Origin of the sequence: Listeria monocytogenes (assembly GCF_900187225.1) — a bacterium.
In the GTDB taxonomy this organism is placed as follows: domain Bacteria; phylum Bacillota; class Bacilli; order Lactobacillales; family Listeriaceae; genus Listeria; species Listeria monocytogenes.
The window spans coordinates 1,856,622-1,875,211 of record NZ_LT906436.1 but is presented as its reverse complement, the minus strand read 5'-3'; the positions used below and the strand labels follow the sequence as shown (position 1 = coordinate 1,875,211).

The 18,590-nt window shown below is 41.1% G+C and carries 17 protein-coding genes and 1 pseudogene; 14 read left to right on the top strand and 4 right to left on the bottom strand.

Going from position 1 to position 18,590, the window contains the following annotated elements; translation table 11 throughout:
- Nucleotides 1-3: 3 nt before the first annotated feature.
- Both CKV70_RS09495 and CKV70_RS09490 read right to left on the bottom strand, forming a co-directional pair.
- Nucleotides 4-828 (bottom strand): STAS domain-containing protein, encoded by an 825-nt coding sequence (locus CKV70_RS09495; protein WP_003733835.1) that lies wholly within the window; start codon nucleotides 826-828, stop codon nucleotides 4-6.
- Nucleotides 829-915: 87 nt separating this feature from the next.
- Nucleotides 916-1,146: a hypothetical protein gene (locus tag CKV70_RS09490; protein WP_003733083.1), complete on the bottom strand. Its 231-nt coding sequence runs from the start codon at nucleotides 1,144-1,146 to the stop codon at nucleotides 916-918.
- Between the two features lie 230 nt (nucleotides 1,147-1,376).
- Here CKV70_RS09490 and pyrR point away from each other — a divergent pair, with 230 nt between their 5' ends.
- The 10 genes and pseudogenes from pyrR to pyrE all read left to right on the top strand — a co-directional run bounded on the left by pyrR (nucleotide 1,377) and on the right by pyrE (nucleotide 12,921).
- Nucleotides 1,377-1,928: a bifunctional pyr operon transcriptional regulator/uracil phosphoribosyltransferase PyrR gene (gene pyrR, locus CKV70_RS09485; RefSeq protein WP_003729510.1), complete on the top strand. Its 552-nt coding sequence runs from the start codon at nucleotides 1,377-1,379 to the stop codon at nucleotides 1,926-1,928.
- Between the two features lie 128 nt (nucleotides 1,929-2,056).
- Nucleotides 2,057-3,343, top strand: coding sequence for a solute carrier family 23 protein (locus tag CKV70_RS09480; RefSeq protein WP_003723083.1), 1,287 nt, complete (start codon nucleotides 2,057-2,059; stop codon nucleotides 3,341-3,343).
- An 83-nt stretch (nucleotides 3,344-3,426) separates the two neighbouring features.
- Nucleotides 3,427-4,338, top strand: coding sequence for an aspartate carbamoyltransferase catalytic subunit (locus CKV70_RS09475; RefSeq protein ID WP_014600946.1), 912 nt, complete (start codon nucleotides 3,427-3,429; stop codon nucleotides 4,336-4,338).
- Entirely contained in the window at nucleotides 4,326-5,606 is a 1,281-nt protein-coding gene (locus CKV70_RS09470; protein WP_012951791.1) for a dihydroorotase, read from the top strand. Before CKV70_RS09475 ends, CKV70_RS09470 begins: the two co-directional genes overlap by 13 nt.
- Nucleotides 5,603-6,694 (top strand): carbamoyl phosphate synthase small subunit, encoded by a 1,092-nt coding sequence (locus CKV70_RS09465; RefSeq protein WP_003723080.1) that lies wholly within the window; start codon nucleotides 5,603-5,605, stop codon nucleotides 6,692-6,694. Before CKV70_RS09470 ends, CKV70_RS09465 begins: the two co-directional genes overlap by 4 nt.
- The gene (carB, locus tag CKV70_RS09460; RefSeq protein WP_003723079.1) at nucleotides 6,687-9,899 is read left to right on the top strand and encodes a carbamoyl-phosphate synthase large subunit; all 3,213 of its coding nucleotides are present in this window, start codon (nucleotides 6,687-6,689) and stop codon (nucleotides 9,897-9,899) included. Before CKV70_RS09465 ends, carB begins: the two co-directional genes overlap by 8 nt.
- A 19-nt stretch (nucleotides 9,900-9,918) precedes the next feature.
- Nucleotides 9,919-10,686, top strand: a pseudogene (locus tag CKV70_RS09455) (dihydroorotate dehydrogenase electron transfer subunit); the annotation flags it as partial.
- The gene (locus CKV70_RS09450; RefSeq protein ID WP_014930982.1) at nucleotides 10,683-11,597 is read left to right on the top strand and encodes a dihydroorotate dehydrogenase; all 915 of its coding nucleotides are present in this window, start codon (nucleotides 10,683-10,685) and stop codon (nucleotides 11,595-11,597) included. The pseudogene CKV70_RS09455 and the gene CKV70_RS09450, both read left to right, overlap by 4 nt.
- A complete protein-coding gene (gene pyrF / locus CKV70_RS09445; RefSeq protein WP_003723076.1) occupies nucleotides 11,594-12,295 on the top strand; it encodes an orotidine-5'-phosphate decarboxylase in 702 nt (233 codons plus the stop codon). The genes CKV70_RS09450 and pyrF overlap by 4 nt, the downstream gene beginning before the upstream one ends.
- The gene (gene pyrE / locus CKV70_RS09440) at nucleotides 12,292-12,921 is read left to right on the top strand and encodes an orotate phosphoribosyltransferase (RefSeq protein WP_003723075.1); all 630 of its coding nucleotides are present in this window, start codon (nucleotides 12,292-12,294) and stop codon (nucleotides 12,919-12,921) included. Before pyrF ends, pyrE begins: the two co-directional genes overlap by 4 nt.
- A gap of 40 nt (nucleotides 12,922-12,961) precedes the next feature.
- Here the strand turns inward: pyrE and CKV70_RS09435 are convergent, their stop codons facing one another.
- Nucleotides 12,962-13,561: a short chain dehydrogenase gene (locus CKV70_RS09435; protein ID WP_003723074.1), complete on the bottom strand. Its 600-nt coding sequence runs from the start codon at nucleotides 13,559-13,561 to the stop codon at nucleotides 12,962-12,964.
- Nucleotides 13,562-13,648: 87 nt separating this feature from the next.
- Entirely contained in the window at nucleotides 13,649-15,361 is a 1,713-nt protein-coding gene (fbpA, locus tag CKV70_RS09430) for an Rqc2 family fibronectin-binding protein FbpA (protein WP_003723073.1), read from the bottom strand.
- A gap of 156 nt (nucleotides 15,362-15,517) precedes the next feature.
- On the opposite strand from fbpA, the gene CKV70_RS09425 reads away from it, so the two are divergent.
- From CKV70_RS09425 to coaBC, 4 genes are all read left to right on the top strand, one after another.
- Nucleotides 15,518-16,393, top strand: a complete 876-nt coding sequence (locus CKV70_RS09425) for a YicC/YloC family endoribonuclease (RefSeq protein WP_010989824.1) — start codon at nucleotides 15,518-15,520, stop codon at nucleotides 16,391-16,393.
- 18 nt (nucleotides 16,394-16,411) lie between these two features.
- Nucleotides 16,412-17,029, top strand: coding sequence for a guanylate kinase (gene gmk / locus CKV70_RS09420; protein WP_003725659.1), 618 nt, complete (start codon nucleotides 16,412-16,414; stop codon nucleotides 17,027-17,029).
- On the top strand, nucleotides 17,029-17,232 hold the full coding sequence (gene rpoZ / locus CKV70_RS09415) for a DNA-directed RNA polymerase subunit omega (protein ID WP_003728294.1): 204 nt from the start codon (nucleotides 17,029-17,031) through the stop codon (nucleotides 17,230-17,232). Before gmk ends, rpoZ begins: the two co-directional genes overlap by 1 nt.
- 154 nt (nucleotides 17,233-17,386) lie before the next feature.
- Nucleotides 17,387-18,586: a bifunctional phosphopantothenoylcysteine decarboxylase/phosphopantothenate--cysteine ligase CoaBC gene (gene coaBC, locus CKV70_RS09410; protein ID WP_010989823.1), complete on the top strand. Its 1,200-nt coding sequence runs from the start codon at nucleotides 17,387-17,389 to the stop codon at nucleotides 18,584-18,586.
- Nucleotides 18,587-18,590 lie beyond the last annotated feature (4 nt).

The following is an 18,590-nucleotide window of genomic DNA, read 5'->3' as shown; positions in this document are numbered from 1 at the left end:
ACCCTATTTATGGGCGTTTCTTGCTTCTTTTTCTTTCATAAGTGTTTTTGTTGCTTGGCGTAAGGTTGCAAATGTTTTAATACCGTGTTGTTCAGTTAGATTAGCTTGAACCATCACTTTGGCAGTTTGAGGTTGCATACCTGTAATAATTGGAGTGACGCCAACTAATTTAAGCGATGAGAAGAAATACTCAATGTACTTACCGATGTTAGGAGACTCTAATTGCACACCAGATAAATCAATAATTAAATAATTCACCGGTTGCTCACAAACTTCAAAAAGTGCTGTTTCAGTAATCTGTTTTGCTCGCTCATCGGTAATTTTTCCAATTAAAGGTAAAAGAAAAACATTTTCGGCAATCCAAATCAGTTTGGTTGATTCTTTAATAATTTGATTTTCTTTTTGCACAATCATTTGTTCGTTTGCATGGGTGTATCCTTCGATTAAGTTTTGTGTAAAACTACTAAATACCTGATGAAGCTTGATGCTAAATAAATATAATTCACGATAATTAGCAGATTTTGTTTTGATTTCTGATGCATAATCGAGCAAAAACTCTTCCAATAAGCGAATATGGAATAAAATACGAGAAATTCCGAGTGAAGTTATAAACTGAGCTTTCCCTAGCTCACGCGCGAAAGCATTCATTTTTCCTAAATCTTCAGTCATTCCAATAAACAAATTTTCTAAAACAAAGCCCGTTTCATCCATTAAACGATGATCATTTTTTAATGTGAAAATATATGGATCATCCACAGATACATAATATGTTAGCCAATCTTTCACGACCATTTCTTTCTGCTTTAATAAGCTATTCATTATGCCCATTGTATTCACCTCTTAAGTCCATGTTTTTAGCTATTTCAGCATAGCACATAGAGCAGTCAAATTGGACTAATTTCTGGTAAAAGGAAACTATTTCAAGCTGTTAATATGTAGAAAATGTGAAAACTTAAAAAAATACACAAAAAAAGAATCATCTTTTTGGTGATTCTTTCGCTTCTTGCTATAAAGATATCCTTTTTTTGTTTTCGTTTGTTTGGAACTTAAATCGATGAGTGCAAAGGGGCTACGCTTGATTTCAGGATTCAAATGACCTTCGCGTATGAGCTTTTGACGTTTCTTTTTTGCTTTAGATATAGCCATATGTTTGGCCTCCTTTATTTTATTATTAATAGTATAACATGTTTTTCTTTTTTTGATTGACAAGGAGAGTTCTATCAGTTAAGATAAGTCTAATGAAATAAAGTCCTTTAACATAGTCCAGAGAGGCTAAGAAGGTGACGATAATTTGACGGGTTAATTGTATACTCGTACGCGTTCCCTTGCTTACACTGGCAGAGGGTTATTTTTTTGCACAAAAGGAGAGATTTCGGATGCAAAAACAAGTAGTTGTCATGGACGAGGCGGCAATCAAACGTGCGCTCACTCGAGTAAGTTACGAAATCATCGAGCGGAATAAAGGCACAAAGAATTTAGCGCTTGTCGGTATTAAGACGCGTGGTATCTATCTTGCCGAGCGCTTGCATAAGCGGATACTTGAAATTGAGGGTATTGATGTGCCAGTTGGGGATATTGACATTACACTTTATCGCGATGATTTGTCTTTCAAAGATGATAAAACTCGCGAACCCGCTGTACATGGGACGAACATTCCATTTGATATTAATGGAAAGAAGGTCGTTCTTGTAGATGATGTGCTTTATACAGGTCGAACTGTGCGTGCCGCAATGGACGCATTAATGGATGTAGGTAGACCTGCGCAAATTCACCTTGCAGTGCTTGCTGATCGGGGTCATAGAGAGCTTCCAATCAGAGCAGACTACGTAGGGAAAAACATTCCAACCTCAGGGAACGAGCGAGTAGAAGTTCGCTTAACAGATGTGGATCATGCAGAAGATGCAGTTATTATTAACAAAAATGAATAACAATGTAACACTTTTTTAAAAGCAGTCCTGTGAGGCTGACAAAGAGTGATTAATTTCTATAGGGGATTATTCTATACTCTTTGTCGACACAGACAAGGGGTATTTTTTATGAAGAAAGAGGGAAGAAAATGACAGAAACGACAGAAACAGTGACAAAACCAGTACTAGATATACACGAAAGACCAAGCTTCAATAAATGGATTATTCTTAGCATCCAGCACCTTTTCACCATGTTTGGCTCTACTATCTTTGTGCCAAGTGTGACAGGGTTAAGTCCAGGAGTGGCGCTTGTATCTAGCGGGCTCGGGACACTTGCTTATCTTGGAATTACTCGCGGAAAAATACCCGCATATCTAGGTTCTTCCTTTACCTTTATTGCACCAATTACAGCATTACTTGCAGCCAAATCTGGCGGAGGTCCGGGCGCAGTTATGGTCGGAACTTTCTCCGTCGGTGTAGTATATGCGATTGTTTCTCTGATTGTTTACTACGCAGGTGTTGACTGGATTCAAAAGGTTTTACCACCAATTGTTGTTGGACCAGTAATCATGGTTATCGGTTTGTCACTTGCTCCAAGTGCAGCAGCGATGGCAATGGGAACGAACAATGGTAAATACAGTTTAGAAACTTTGGCAGTGGCAGTAATTACGCTCCTGGCAACCATAATCGCAATGATGTTTTTCAAAGGATTTATGGGCTTGATTCCGATTTTGTTTGGCTTCACAGTAGGTTACTTAACAAGTATGGCTTTCGGTATGGTAGATTACACGTTAATCAAAAATGCGTCTTTCTTCCAAATTCCAGATTTCAGCATTCCATTTGTTAATATCGACCCAGTAATTACCGTGACGGTTATTCTAAGTATGGCGCCACTTGCGTTTGTCACGATGGCGGAACATATGGGGCATCAATTACTACTTAATCGAATTACGAATAAAAACTTCTTTAAAGACCCAGGACTTCATCGTTCCTTACTTGCAGATGGTACGGCTTCGATTATCGCATCGTTAATCGGTGGACCACCTGTAACTACTTACGGTGAAAACATTGGAGTTCTGGCAATTACAAAAGTATACAGCGTGTTTGTTATCGGAGGAGCCGCAGTTTTCGCTATCCTCTTCGGATTTATCGGCTACATTAATGCAGTTATCACCTCGGTTCCAACAGCAGTTCTAGGCGGAATTTCCCTATTACTATTTGGGGTTATTGCAACAAGCGGACTTCGAATGATGATTGAAAATAAAATTGATCTAAGTGTTAATCGTAATATGATTATTGCTTCGGTTGTGCTAGTAGTCGGAATTGGCGGTTTGTTCATTCAAGCAGGAACATTCCAACTTTCAGGTATGGCGCTCGCAGCAGTTATCGGGATTATTTTAAACTTAGTCTTACCAGCCGAGCATAGATCAGCCTGACAGGACACACGACAAAAAACCTCTGCAGATAGAATACGCCAGAGGTTTTTCTATAAAATGAAGTAGAAAAGGTGGCGCTTTAAATGAAAAATTTGTTGTCAATGGAAGCATTAACCGTCCATGAAATCGAGCATTTATTAGAGCAGGCGGCACAGTTTAAACGCGGGAAAAAAGCGACTTTTAATGAACAGACTTTCGCGGTCAATATGTTTTTTGAACCAAGTACGAGAACACATACGAGTTTTGAAGTAGCGGAGAAAAAGTTAGGAGTCGAGGTGGTTTCCTTTGATGCTGCGAGCTCTAGCATGACCAAAGGGGAGACGCTCTACGACACTCTGCTCACCATGCAAGCAGTTGGAGTGAATGTGGCAGTAATCAGGCATTCAGAAGAAAACTATTACGAGGGTCTTGAAAACTTAGATATTGCTATTGTAAACGGCGGGGATGGCTGTGGGGAACATCCGAGCCAATCATTACTCGACTTATTTACGATAAAGGAGCAATTTGGTACTTTTCAAGGGTTGAAAGTAGCGATTGCTGGTGATATCAGGCACAGCCGAGTCGCCAATTCCAATATGAAAGTGCTAAAAAGACTTGGAGCGGAACTGTTTTTCTCGGGACCGAGAGAATGGTTTGACGAAAGTTGCTTAGCATATGGCACCTACTTGCCGGTCGATGAGATGGTAGAAAAAGTTGATGTGATGATGCTATTACGGGTACAACATGAGCGCCATAGTGGAACAGAGGCGTTTACGAAAGAAAGCTATCACGAAAAATTTGGTTTAACGATTGAGCGGGCGGCAAAGCTAAAAGCAGATGCGATTATTATGCACCCAAGTCCTGTAAACCGAGATGTGGAAATCGCTGATAGCTTAGTTGAAAGCGAAAAATCACGCATTGTTACGCAAATGACAAATGGCGTTTTTATAAGAATGGCCATTTTGGAAGCTATTTTAAAAGAACAGGAAATGAGGGCGAAATTATGTACGTATTAAAAAATGGGCAAGTATTAAACGCGTCAGGTGAACTGGAAAACAAAGATGTACTTATTCAAAACGGTAAAGTCAATTTGATTGCGGATTCCATTGAAGTAACAAGCGGCGAGGAATTTGATGCGACCGGGAAATTAATTGCCCCAGGTTTTATCGACGTCCATGTACATCTTCGTGAGCCGGGCGGGGAACATAAAGAAACCATTTTGACCGGAACACAAGCGGCGGCACGTGGTGGTTATACGACAATTTGCTCGATGCCAAATACAAAACCTGTTCCAGATTCCAAAGAAGTAATGGAAAATTTACAAGCAAAAATCAAAGAAACAGCGGAAGTTCGCGTATTGCCATATGCTTCGATTACGACAAGCCTCGGAACGGACGAATTAGTAGATTTCGAAGCTTTAAAAGAAGCCGGGGCATTTGCTTTCACCGATGATGGGGTGGGCGTGCAGCTAGCTGGAACTATGTACGAGGCGATGAAACGAGCGGCAGCACTAGATATGGCAATTGTGGCTCACTGTGAAGATAACTCACTTATATACGGTGGAGTTGTCCATGACGGGATTTTTGCTGAAAAAGAAGGACTTAAAGGCATTCCGAATATTGCTGAATCTGTCCAAATCGCACGTGACGTTTTACTAGCAGAAGCTGCAGGTTGTCATTATCATGTCTGTCATATTTCAACAAAAGAATCTGTTCGTGTTGTGCGAGATGCAAAACGGGCGGGAATTCGTGTCACTGCTGAAGTTTCACCACATCACTTAATTTTAGATGAAGAAGCTATTCCAGGAAATGATGGTAATTGGAAAATGAACCCCCCACTTCGCAGCAAAGAAGATCGGGCGGCACTTTTAGAAGGCTTACTGGATGGTACGATAGATTTTATCGCAACTGATCATGCTCCACACGCTGCGGAAGAAAAAAATGTACCGATGGAGCAAGCTGCTTTCGGAATTGTAGGTCTAGAAACAGCATTCCCATTACTATATACACATTTTGTTAAAACGAACGAATGGACATTAAAACAGCTAATCGACTGGATGACTGTGAAACCAGCGGAATGCTTTAAACTGCCATACGGGAAATTAGAAGAAGGCAGCGTAGCAGATATAGTCGTACTTGATTTAGAAAAAGAAGCGAATATTGACCCAGACACTTTTTATTCAAAAGGAAAAAACACACCATTTGTTGGAGAAACATGTATTGGTTGGCCAGTAGCCACGTTTGCAGAAGGAACGCTTGTATACAATGAGGGGGAAATTAAATGACAAAGCGAATTTTAATGCTAGAAGATGGCAATTATTTTATCGGTGATGCGATTGGTAGTGAAAAAGAAACCATTGGTGAGGTTGTCTTCAATACGGGAATGACAGGCTACCAAGAAACTATCACAGACCCTTCCTATTATGGTCAAATTATTACTTTTACGTATCCTCTCGTTGGAAATTATGGGGTAAACCGTGATGATTTTGAATCTATTAATCCTGCTGTGAAAGGGGTTGTGGTACGTGAAGCTGCAGAATTCGCTTCCAACTGGCGCAACCAAATTACATTAAATGAATTTTTGAAAGAAAAAGGCATTCCAGGTATCGCGGGAATTGATACACGTAAATTAACGAAACTAATTCGTAAAGAAGGCACACTAAAAGGTATTTTAGCAGCAGAAACAGCAGACAAAGAGGAACTGCTACACCACCTCCGTTCTGTTCGTTTGCCGGTCGATCAAGTACACGAAGTTTCCTCCGCTAAAGCATTTGCAAGCCCAGGAGATGGTAAACGGGTTGTACTTGTCGATTATGGTGTGAAAAGTTCGATTTTGCGAGAATTAAATAAACGTAATTGCTATGTGACGGTCGTTCCTTACAACACATCCGCCGAAGAAATTCTTGCAATGCACCCAGATGGCGTGATGTTATCCAATGGACCTGGGGACCCGAAAGATGTTCCAGAAGCATTAGAAATGATTCGCGGCATTCAAGGCAAACTGCCACTATTCGGAATTTGCTTAGGGCACCAATTGTTTGCACTTGCGAACGGAGCAGATACATTTAAACTGAAATTCGGGCATCGTGGCGCGAATCATCCGGTGAAAGAACTAGCCACTGGACGTGTTGATTTTACTGCACAAAACCACGGTTACGCAGTAGAAAAAGATTCACTTATTGGAACAGATTTAAAAGTAACACACATTGAATTAAATGATGAAACGGTAGAAGGGCTGGCACATAAAGAATATCCAGCCTATACAGTACAATATCACCCAGAAGCAAACCCAGGGCCAAGTGACGTCAACTACTTATTTGATGAATTTATGGAAATGATGAATGGGAAAGAGGAGGGTGAACTACATGCCTAAACGCGACGATATAAAAACAATTCTAGTAATCGGTTCTGGCCCAATTGTTATTGGACAGGCGGCAGAGTTTGATTATGCTGGAACACAAGCTTGCCTGAGTTTGAAAGAAGAAGGGTACCGGGTAGTTTTAGTGAACTCGAATCCAGCGACGATTATGACAGATGCAGAAATGGCAGATAAAGTTTACATTGAGCCAATAACCCTCGATTTTGTATCACGCATTATTCGAAAAGAACGCCCGGATGCCATTTTACCAACGCTTGGGGGACAAACGGGGTTGAATATGGCAATGGAACTTTCTGCTGCTGGAATCTTGGATGAATGTAACGTAGAAGTACTTGGGACGGATTTAACGGCGATTAAAAAAGCGGAAGACCGTGAAGCATTCCGAGACTTGATGAATGAGCTAGGAGAACCAGTGCCAGAAAGCGACATTATTCATAATTTGGACGAAGCTTATGCTTTTGTTGAACGTATCGGCTACCCAGTTATCGTTCGCCCAGCATATACGCTTGGTGGCTCGGGTGGCGGGATTTGCCACAATGGACAAGAATTAATTGAAACGGTGACAAGTGGTTTAAAACTGAGTCCAGTAACACAATGTTTACTAGAAAAAAGTATCGCTGGTTTTAAAGAAGTGGAATATGAAGTAATGCGTGATGCGAACAATAACGCAATGGTTGTTTGTAACATGGAAAATATTGACCCAGTCGGCATACATACAGGCGATTCGATTGTTGTCGCACCAAGCCAAACGCTTTCCGACCGCGAATACCAATTGTTGCGCGATGTGTCGTTGAAAATTATCCGCGCACTAGAAATTGAAGGTGGCTGTAACGTTCAGCTGGCACTCGATCCAGATAGTTATAACTATTACGTTATTGAAGTAAACCCACGTGTGAGTCGTTCCTCTGCGCTAGCTTCCAAAGCGACAGGCTACCCGATTGCCAAACTTGCAGCGAAAATCGCAGTTGGCTTAACACTTGATGAAGTGAGAAATCCAGTAACAGGAACAACTTTCGCCCACTTTGAACCAACGCTAGATTATGTTGTTGCGAAAATCCCACGCTTTGCTTTCGACAAATTTGAGCAAGCGGATCGTCGCCTTGGAACACAAATGAAAGCAACTGGTGAAGTCATGGCAATTGGCCGTTCATGGGAAGAAGCACTTCTAAAAGCAGTTCGCTCCCTAGAAATTGGTGCTGACCATTTGTTGCTTGAAGAAGCGGAAAATGCTGACGAAGCAACATTAGAACGCAAGATTTGCTTCCCAGAAGATGATCGTTTATTCTTCCTAGCAGCAGCTTTGCGCCGTGGTCAAACAATCGAACAACTCCACGAGAAAACTAAAATAGATTTATTCTTCTTATATAAATTAAGTAAAACAATCGAACTTGAAAATCGTATCAAAGAAAATCCGCAAAACCAAGAAATTTTGGCAGAAGCGAAACAGGCAGGTTTTTCTGACGCTTTCCTTGCAACTTGTTGGAATGTTGATGAACAAGCGATTTATGACTTAAGAAAAGCGCAAAATCTTTTCCCGGTTTACAAAATGGTTGATACATGTGCCGCAGAATTTGAATCGACAACACCCTATTTTTACAGCACATATGAAGAGGAAAATGAGTCTACACGATCAGCGAAAGAAAGCGTGATTGTACTCGGATCTGGACCGATTCGGATTGGGCAAGGGGTGGAATTCGACTATGCGACAGTGCATTCAGTGTGGGCCATTCAACAAGCGGGCTATGAAGCAATTATCATTAATAATAATCCAGAAACAGTTTCGACTGACTTTAGTATCTCGGACAAACTTTACTTTGAGCCTTTGACATTAGAGGATGTAATGCACGTCATTGAAATCGAACAACCATTAGGAGTTGTCGTGCAATTTGGCGGACAAACAGCGATTAATTTAGCAGACGGTCTAGCAAAACGCGGCGTGAAAATTCTAGGTACAAGTTTAGAAGATACCGACCGCGCGGAAAACCGTGATGCCTTTGAAAAAGCGCTAGAAATCTTACAAATCCCACAACCAGCTGGTAAAACAGCTACATCGGTAGAAGAAGCAATTACAGTAGCGACAGACATTGGCTATCCGGTTCTAGTACGTCCATCTTACGTACTTGGCGGCCGGGCAATGGAAATTGTGGAATCAGAAGAGGCGTTAAAACATTATATGACAAATGCGGTAAAAGTAAATCCAAAACACCCAGTTTTAGTAGACCGTTACGTAAGTGGGCAAGAAGTAGAAGTGGACGCAATCAGTGATGGTGTAAACGTCTTAATTCCAGGAATTATGGAGCACATCGAACGTGCTGGCGTCCATTCAGGAGACTCGATTGCGGTTTATCCAGCGCAACGTTTAAGCATTCAAGTGAAAAACACGATTGTCGATTATACAACGAGATTAGCAACTGGATTAAACATCATCGGGATGCTAAACATTCAATATGTCGTGGACGGCGAAGAAGTTTTTGTTATTGAAGTAAATCCGCGTTCAAGCCGGACGGCGCCATTTTTAAGTAAAATAACGGAAATTCCGATGGCGAATGTGGCGACAAGAGTGATTTTAGGAGAGAATTTAATCGACCTTGGTTACACGCCAGGGCTTGCCCCAGAAAAACAAGAAATTTTTGTTAAAGTGCCAGTGTTCTCTTTCGCGAAATTGCGTAGTGTTGATACATCGCTAGGACCTGAAATGAAATCAACTGGTGAAGTTATGGGTAAAGATGTGACACTTGAAAAAGCACTCTATAAAGGTTTTGTTGCGAGCGGGACAACGATGCATGACTATGGAACCGTACTTTTAACTGTAGCTGACCGCGATAAAGAAGAAGCAGTAGAACTAGCGAAGCGATTTAATCGCATAGGCTTTACCATCATGGCAACCAAAGGAACGGCAAGCACATTAGAAGAAGCAAGCATTCCAGTGTCACAAGTGAAAAAAATTGGTGAGAATCAAGAAACGTTAATTGATTACATCCGAAATGGACAAGTTACGCTCGTAGTAAACACCTTAACAACAGGTAAACGTCCAGAACGTGATGGCTTCCAAATTCGTCGCGAATCTGTCGAAAATGGCATTCCAGTTTGTACATCACTTGATACAGCAGAAGCAATCTTACGTGTACTTGAATCACGCTCTTTTGAACTCGAATCGATGAATGCCAGCGAAGTAAAACAACCGAAATCACGTGTATAAATAGAAGAAACGGGGTGGAACCGTGTTACAGACGGAAATGAAAGTCATTCAGCAAACCGAAATTGCAGATAAAGTATACGAACTAATTTTAACAGGGGAATGTGTAGCAGACATGTCGCCGGGACAGTTTTTAATGCTGAAACCGAGTCGTTCTGATTTACTTATGAGACGACCGATAAGTATTTGTTCTTACGATAAAACCGCAAAGACATGCATTCTGTTGTACCGGGTAGAGGGTGATGGGACAAGAGATTTCAGTAAACTTTCAGAAGGGGATACTATCGATGTGTTAGGTCCGCTTGGAAGGGGCTTCGATATTGATACTACTCCCGCGCCAAAAACCGCTCTTTTAATCGGCGGCGGAATCGGTGTCCCTCCCATGTACCAGCTCGGCAAAGAGTTAGCTGAAAAAGGCGTACAAGTCATGTTTGTAAATGGGTTCCAATCGGCGAAAGATAGTTTTTATGCACAAGAAATGGCGGAGTATGGCACGGTGCATATTGCGACAGTGGATGGTTCGCTTGGAACACAGGGTTTCGTCACAGATATTACGAAAAATTTCCCAGAAGAACCAGATGTCATCTACAGTTGCGGACCAAAAGCGATGCTCCAAGCAGTGAAAGCTAGTTTTCCAGAAACGAAAACGTATCTTTCATTAGAAGAACGAATGGCTTGTGGCATCGGTGCTTGTTACGCTTGTGTTTGTCCAAAAACGGATGATACGAACAAGCAATTTAAAGTGTGCGAAGATGGTCCAGTTTTTCGTGCGGATGAGGTGAAGTTATGAACCGATTAGCTGTAGAAATTCCCGGATTATCGCTCAAAAATCCGATTATGCCAGCATCAGGATGTTTTGGCTTCGGACAAGAATATAGCAAATACTATGATTTAAATGAACTTGGAGCGATTATGGCCAAAGCCGTGACGCCAGAACCTAGACTCGGAAATCCCACTCCGCGAGTAGCGGAAACCGCAAGCGGAATGCTGAATGCAATTGGCTTACAAAATCCAGGTCTTGAACATGTTTTAGCGCATGAGCTCCCATTTTTAGAACAATTTGAAACGCCGATTATCGCTAATGTGGCGGGTGCAACGGAGGATGACTATGTCCAAGTCTGCGCCCGAATTGGGGAATCAAAAGCAGTGAAAGCAATCGAACTCAATATTTCCTGCCCCAATGTGAAACACGGGGGTATCGCATTCGGAACAGACCCGGAAGTTGCGCACCGTTTAACGAAAGCCGTGAAAAATGTCGCAAGTGTCCCTGTTTATGTAAAACTATCACCGAATGTAGCGGATATTGTTTCCATCGCGCAAGCAATTGAAGCGGCTGGTGCAGATGGACTGACGATGATTAACACCTTACTTGGCATGCGTATTGATTTAAAAACAAGAAAACCAATCATCGCAAATGGAACAGGTGGTCTTTCTGGTCCAGCGATTAAACCTGTAGCTATCCGGATGATTCACCAAGTCCGCGCGGTAAGTAACATCCCTATCATTGGCATGGGTGGTGTGCAAACAGTAGATGACGTACTAGAATTCTTAATTGCCGGAGCAGATGCAGTCGCAGTAGGCACGATGAATTTTACCGATCCATTTATTTGTCAGAAATTAATTTCCGAATTACCAAAGCGAATGGATGCACTCGGTATTTCTTCCCTACAAGATCTTAAAAAGGAGCGAACAAATCAATGAATAAACCAATTATCGCGCTAGATTTCCAGACTTACGAAGAAGTAGAGACCTTTTTAGCCAAATTTTCAGGAGAAACGCTATCCGTGAAAGTTGGCATGGAACTTTTTTATAGCAACGGTCCAGTCATTGTTGAAAAAATAAAGCAACAAAATCATGAAATCTTCTTAGATTTAAAACTGCATGACATCCCGAACACTGTCAAAAGTGCAATGATTGGCTTGGCAAAACTAGGCGTTGATATGGTTAATGTACACGCGGCTGGTGGGAAGAAAATGATGGAAGCTGCCAAGGAAGGTCTGGAAATAGGTTCTCCAAGTGGCAAACGTCCAAAAATTATCGCCGTAACACAACTGACAAGTACAAGTGAGACAGACATGCAAACGGAACAATTAATAAAAACAAGTCTGCTTGAATCCGTCATGCATTATAGCAATTTATCGAAACAAGCTGGTTTAGACGGTGTCGTTTGCTCCGCGCTAGAAGCAGAAGATATTAAACAACAAAATGGCGCTGATTTTTTACGTGTAACACCAGGCATCCGACTGGCAAGTGACACGGCAGACGATCAAATTCGTGTCGTAACACCAGAAAAAGCACGTTTGATTGGCTCGTCAAACATTGTCGTTGGTCGTTCCATCACGCGCGCAAACGACCCGGTAGCAGCGTATAATCAAGTTTTAAAGGAGTGGAATGCATGAGCATCGAAAAACAAGTAGCTGAGCAATTATTAGAAATTAAAGCTGTATTTTTAAAACCAAATGAGCCTTTCACTTGGGCATCTGGAATTAAATCCCCTATATACTGCGACAATCGCCTAACGCTAGGCTTTCCAAAAGTCCGTCAGTTTATCGCCAAGTCATTAGCCGAAAAAATCAAGCAAACATTTGGTGAAGTAGATGTTGTTGCAGGCACCGCGACTGCGGGGATTCCACATGCTGCATGGGTGAGTGATTTACTAGACTTACCAATGGTCTACGTCCGATCAAAAGCTAAAGAACACGGCAAAGGGAATCAAATTGAAGGACCAATTTCTAAAGGGCAAAAAGTAGTGGTAATTGAAGATTTGATTTCGACTGGTGGAAGTTCATTAAAAGCAGTGGAAGCGTTGGAAGAAGCTGGAGCGGAAGTAGTTGGAATCGCGGCCATCTTTACATATGGACTTGCTAAAGGAAAACAATTGCTAGAAGAATCTGGTACAAAACTAGTAACATTAACGAACTACGATGAGCTAATTGAAGTAGCTTTAAATGAAAATTACGTGACTGGTGAAGATATGGAAACATTAAAAGAATGGAAGAAAAACCCAGAAAAATGGGGTAAATAGAAAGAAGCTCACCTTTGTTACGGGTGAGCTTCTTTTTCGATTAATATACTTTATAACTTTCACCAGTTTGTGCACCAAAGACGCTTTTTTCAAACGCACGAGCGACTTTTGCAGCTGGAACGGGAACGAAACCTTGGAAAAATGATTCTAGTTTGTCCCAAGATTCTTCTAATACATTCGGACTCACTGTATTAATCCGAATTCCACGCGGCATTTCAATCGCAGCAGATTTTGCGAAAGCTGTAACCGCGCCATTTGCCATCGCAGCAGAAGCCCCTTGGACGATTGGATCTTCCATCATAATCCCAGTAGTAAGGGTGAAGCTTCCTTTATCATTCAATGAGTCAATGCCCAGTAAAACTAAATTAATTTGACCACCTAATTTACTACTAATTGTTACCGCATTTTTCTCAGGAGTTAATTCTGTTAAAGGAGAAAAAGTGGCGCTTCCAGTGGCTGAAACAATCGCGTCTACTTTTCCGACCTGTTCGTACATTTTTTTGATACTATCAATACTCGTAATATCCACCGTCACATCACCACTATGTCTACCAGCAGTAATCACTTCGGCTTTTTTCTCCAAACGATCTTTCACCGCAGATCCAAGTGTACCAGAAGCCCCAATTAATAAAATTTTCATTCCTCTATCATCCTTCCAATAAAAAAGTAAAGTCAGTACACATCTACCCTAAAATTAGAAAGAAAAAACGGCTCCACGAAGGAACCGTTAATTTTTTAACTCTAAAACGAGCTTTTCATCAGGTGTAACGAAATAAGTCGTTTGGTTATCATAAATGACATAACCAGGCTTGGCACCATTTGGTTTTTTCACGTGTTTTACAAGCGTGCCGTCGACGGGGACTGTTGCTGAAAGGCGCGCTTTCGAATAATAGGCGGCAATCATTGCGGCTTCTGTAATCGATGTCTCATCTGGATTATTCGATTGAATCACCACATGCGAACCAGGCAAATCTTTCACGTGGAACCAGTATTCATTATTCCTAGCTAATTTATTCGTTAAATAATCATTTTGTTTATTATTTTTTCCGACTAAAATCGTTAAGCCGGTCGAAGAAGTATATTTTTCTGGAGCAGGTAAAGTCGCTTTTTTACGGCTGCCTTTTTTCTGTTTGTAACGAAGATAGCCTTGTTCAGCGAGTTCTTGGCGGATTTCTTCCACATCTTGCGGGCCGGACGTTTCTAGTTGGGATTCCACAGATTCTAGGTAAGTGATTTCTTCTTTTGTGAGTGCGATTTGCTCTTTCACTACTTCGACGGCATTACGCAGTTTTTGGTAACGGCTAAAGTAACTTTGGGCATTGGCGGATGGTGTTTTTCTAGTATCAAGCGGAATCGTCATTTTCTTCATATCATCGTAAAAGTTTTCGACGGTAATTTCTTCCATCCCACGTTCCATTAAATGCAGGTTGGCAGTTAGAAGTTCGCCTTGGATACGATAAACATCTGCTTTTTCTGTTTCGAGTAAAGTATTTTCGAGTTTTTCGATTTTCAGTCTACTGCGAGCCAGTTCATTAGATAATAGTTTTTCCAAATCATGCGCGAATTGGTGAACGCGATCACGACGCGCTTTACCGATATAAAAATGGTCTAGAAGAGTACTCAAGTTGGCGAATTCCGTAATCTCCGCATCGACATGACGGAGCGAGAAGAAATAGTAATCTTCTTTATTTTGGATGCGCCACTCGTTTGGAACAGCGGCACTTCCTAGATGGTCGTTCACAAGTCCCATTACTTCAAAAAAGGCAGCGACAAGCGAATCTGCCGTTAAGTTTCCAGCGCGAAACACAATTTCACGAGCAAGCAAAGGGCTGAATCCCGCAAAGTTTTGAACGAGTTGTTTATCAATTCGACCTGCTGAGAAATCCAGTCTATCCAGAATCTGCTCCGAAGTAACCTCGAATGGATTCAGTTTATCCGTTGCTGGTGGTAAAACATACGTCGCTCCCGGCAAAAGTGTTCGGTAGCTATTTTGCGCTGGGGAAACGTGTTTAATACAATCAACAATCACGTTTTTCGCACGGTCAACAAGGGTGATATTACTATGCCGTCCCATAATTTCTACAAATAAATCACAAAAACGGTTTTCGCCGATGTCATCTTTGCCACGAATACTAAATTGTAAAATCCGTTCATTAGGAAGTTGCGTAATCGACTCAATAATTGCACCTTCTAAATATTTCCGCAGTAACATACAAAACATCGGCGGTGTTGCTGGGTTTTCAGGAATATCATCTGTCCACTGAATGCGCGCATAGCTAGGATGCGAGGAAATAAGTAGACGTTTATTTTCACGGTTTTTTCGAATATATAAAACAAGTTCATGCGAAAACGGTTGGTGGATCTTCATAATGCGACCACTTTCTCCGTGCTCGGCAAGTTCTTCGGTCATTGCTTTTAAAAACATTGCATCAAACGCCATTAGTTATTCATTCCTTTGTGAGTTAGTTACTTTCTATTTTAACATACATTCCGAAAATGTATTGTATGCAAGGAGTAGCTTTGGTATAATAAGAAGTCAGAACAAATTTCAAGTAATCTTAGAGGGAACTTTAAGTTATGAAAGGTGTCTTGCCAAATGGTGAAAAGCATGACGGGATTTGGGCGTGCCACAAAAGAATTTGAAGCGTTCAAAGTAACCATTGAATTAAAAGCAGTCAACCACCGCTACTCCGAATTCCTTTTTCGGATGCCAAAGCAACTCGCTTATTTAGAAGGGAAATTAAAAAAAACTATAAGTAAGCAAATCAAACGTGGTAGAATTGAAGTTTTCTTTTCCATCACGGGAGAGCAAATCGCAAAACGTGAACTACATATTGACTGGGACCTCGCAGACAGCTATTACCGTTTTATCAAACAAGCAAGCGCTAGATATGAATTACAAGAATTACCAACTATGGGTGATTTACTGCAAGAACAAGCCTATCTTTCTATTGAGGAAGAAGTGGAAGCAAGTAGCGAACTAGAGCGATTAGTTTTAGAAACACTAGCTCGCGCAACCGAGCGACTGGATGAGATGAGAAGTATGGAAGGAGCAGAACTGCTGCTTTATTTCAAACAACATCTCGCCGCACTTGAGAATAGCTTGGAGATCATCCAAGCTGAAATTCCAAATACAGAAAAACATTATCAAGAAAAAATCGAAACACGTTTACAAAACGTTGTAGGCGACCAATTTGATCCAAGTATCGTTCTTACCGAAGTCGCAATGCTACTTGAAAAGGCAGATATTAACGAAGAAGTCGAACGAACAAAGAGCCATTTAAAGCAATTTTATGGTATTATTTTACTCGAAGAACCAATCGGACGAAAGCTAGATTTTCTGATTCAAGAGATGAACCGCGAAGTCAACACGATTGGCTCCAAAGCTAGTTCTCTAAAAATCACTGAACAAGTGGTAGAAATGAAAACAACGCTTGAAAAAATTCGAGAACAAGTGCAAAATGTGGAATGATATGCAGGAGGGGAAATGATGACAGAAAGAGGACTGTTAATTGTACTTTCAGGTCCATCTGGAGTAGGTAAAGGAACTGTTCGGGAAGCTGTTTTTAAAGATCCGGAAACAAGTTTTGATTATTCTATTTCTATGACAACGCGTCTTCCGCGTGAAGGCGAACAAGACGGGGTCGATTATTATTTTCGTTCAAGAGAAGTTTTTGAACAAGCTATCAAAGACGGAAAAATGTTAGAATATGCAGAGTACGTCGGTAATTATTACGGCACTCCGCTTGAATATGTCGAGGAAAAACTTGCCGCAGGAGTGGATATTTTTCTCGAAATTGAAGTGCAAGGAGCAATGCAAGTTCGAAAAGCGATGCCAGAAGGAATTTTCATTTTCTTAACGCCACCAGATTTATCCGAACTAAAAAACCGGATTATCGGTCGCGGCACAGAATCGATGGAAGTTGTCGAGGAACGCATGGAAACAGCTAAGAAAGAAATCGAAATGATGGCGTCTTATGATTATGCTGTGGTGAATGATGTTGTAGCAAACGCCGTACAAAAAATCAAAGGCATCGTCGAAACAGAACACTTAAAAACTGAGCGAGTAATTCATCGCTACAAAAAAATGTTGGAGGGATTACAATGATGTTATATCCATCAATTGATAATTTATTGTTAAAAATCGACTCAAAATATTCGCTAGTTACAGTGGCTGCTAAACGCGCACGCTACATGCAACTGGAAAATGATAAAGGCGTATTGCCGAGCTACCAATCCGACAAATTTGTTGGGAAAGCGTTAGAAGAAATTCACGCTGGAAAATTAGTTTTACAAAACGATGATAAATAAGCTTAACTGCTCCGCTTTCCTGCGGAGCTTTTTTGTTAGCCACAAGTGCAATAAAAATAAGCTGAAATCTAGTTTCTTCATGGTTTTGTCCTGTCTTAATTTAAGGTATAATAGAATTAATGATTTTTTATATTAAAAATGAGGTGACTTATCAATGCAAGGAAAAAATATCTTACTCGCAGTGTCCGGTGGCATTGCTGTTTATAAAGCAGTCGCACTTACAAGTAAATTAACGCAAGCGGGTGCAAACGTTAAAGTAATGATGACAGCACATGCACAAGAATTTGTTCCACCGCTTTCGTTCCAAGTATTATCTAAAAATGATGTATACACAGATACATTTGACGAAAAAAAATCAAGTGTAGTCGCACATATTGATTTAGCCGATTGGGCCGATTTAGTAATCGTTGCACCTGCAACTGCAAATGTGATTGGTAAAATGGCAAATGGCATCGCGGATGATATGGTAACGACAACCATTCTTGCAACAGAGGCACCAGTTTGGGTAGCACCAGCAATGAATGTCCACATGATTCAGCATCCAGCAGTTATTCGGAATATTAATCGATTATACGCAGACGGTGTCCGTTTTATCGAGCCAGAAGAAGGTTACTTAGCTTGTGGCTACGTTGGTCGCGGTCGTCTTGAAGAACCAGAAAAAATCGTTCTTCGTATTGCTGAATTTTTTCAAGAAGATAAAAACCTCCTTCAAGGGAAAAATGTGCTAGTAACAGCCGGCGCAACTCGCGAAAAATTAGATCCAGTACGCTATTTCACCAACCATTCAACTGGGAAAATGGGCTTTAGCATAGCAGAATCTGCGGCGCGTCACGGTGCGAATGTTACACTAATTACTACAAGTAAGGCACTTCCCGTACCGCATGGAGTAGAAGCAATCTATGTCGAATCGGCAGAGGAAATGCATCAAGCTGTGAATGAACGTAAAGTGTCACAAGATATTTTTGTGATGACCGCAGCAGTTGCCGATTACACGCCAGCGCAAGTCTCAGACCAAAAGATTAAAAAACAACCTGGTGATTTTACAATAGCAATGAAACGAACCAAAGATATTTTACTCGAAATCGGTCAACATAAAACTTCGGAGCAAGTCGTGATTGGCTTTGCCGCTGAAACAGAAAATGTAGAAGCAAACGCACGTAAAAAACTAACCTCCAAAAATGCCGATATGATTGTTGCCAACAATATTAGTGAGGCCGGAGCAGGCTTTTCCGGTGACACGAATATCGTGACATTTTACCGGAAAGATGGTTCCAGTGAAGCGTTACCGATACTAGACAAAAAAGAAGTTGCTGAACATATCATCAAAGAAGCCGCTAACTTTTTAAGGAAGTGAACGA

Coding starts and splice junctions, on each gene's coding strand:
- CKV70_RS09470 (WP_012951791.1), top strand. CDS start 4,326: ATGTACGTATTAAAAAATGGGCAAGTATTAAACGCGTCAGGTGAACTG.
- gmk (WP_003725659.1), top strand. CDS start 16,412: ATGACAGAAAGAGGACTGTTAATTGTACTTTCAGGTCCATCTGGAGTA.
- CKV70_RS09490 (WP_003733083.1), bottom strand. CDS start 1,146: ATGGCTATATCTAAAGCAAAAAAGAAACGTCAAAAGCTCATACGCGAA.
- CKV70_RS09465 (WP_003723080.1), top strand. CDS start 5,603: ATGACAAAGCGAATTTTAATGCTAGAAGATGGCAATTATTTTATCGGT.
- fbpA (WP_003723073.1), bottom strand. CDS start 15,361: ATGGCGTTTGATGCAATGTTTTTAAAAGCAATGACCGAAGAACTTGCC.
- coaBC (WP_010989823.1), top strand. CDS start 17,387: ATGCAAGGAAAAAATATCTTACTCGCAGTGTCCGGTGGCATTGCTGTT.
- CKV70_RS09450 (WP_014930982.1), top strand. CDS start 10,683: ATGAACCGATTAGCTGTAGAAATTCCCGGATTATCGCTCAAAAATCCG.
- pyrE (WP_003723075.1), top strand. CDS start 12,292: ATGAGCATCGAAAAACAAGTAGCTGAGCAATTATTAGAAATTAAAGCT.
- pyrF (WP_003723076.1), top strand. CDS start 11,594: ATGAATAAACCAATTATCGCGCTAGATTTCCAGACTTACGAAGAAGTA.
- CKV70_RS09495 (WP_003733835.1), bottom strand. CDS start 828: ATGGGCATAATGAATAGCTTATTAAAGCAGAAAGAAATGGTCGTGAAA.
- CKV70_RS09425 (WP_010989824.1), top strand. CDS start 15,518: ATGGTGAAAAGCATGACGGGATTTGGGCGTGCCACAAAAGAATTTGAA.
- rpoZ (WP_003728294.1), top strand. CDS start 17,029: ATGTTATATCCATCAATTGATAATTTATTGTTAAAAATCGACTCAAAA.
- pyrR (WP_003729510.1), top strand. CDS start 1,377: ATGCAAAAACAAGTAGTTGTCATGGACGAGGCGGCAATCAAACGTGCG.
- CKV70_RS09435 (WP_003723074.1), bottom strand. CDS start 13,561: ATGAAAATTTTATTAATTGGGGCTTCTGGTACACTTGGATCTGCGGTG.
- CKV70_RS09480 (WP_003723083.1), top strand. CDS start 2,057: ATGACAGAAACGACAGAAACAGTGACAAAACCAGTACTAGATATACAC.
- CKV70_RS09475 (WP_014600946.1), top strand. CDS start 3,427: ATGAAAAATTTGTTGTCAATGGAAGCATTAACCGTCCATGAAATCGAG.
- carB (WP_003723079.1), top strand. CDS start 6,687: ATGCCTAAACGCGACGATATAAAAACAATTCTAGTAATCGGTTCTGGC.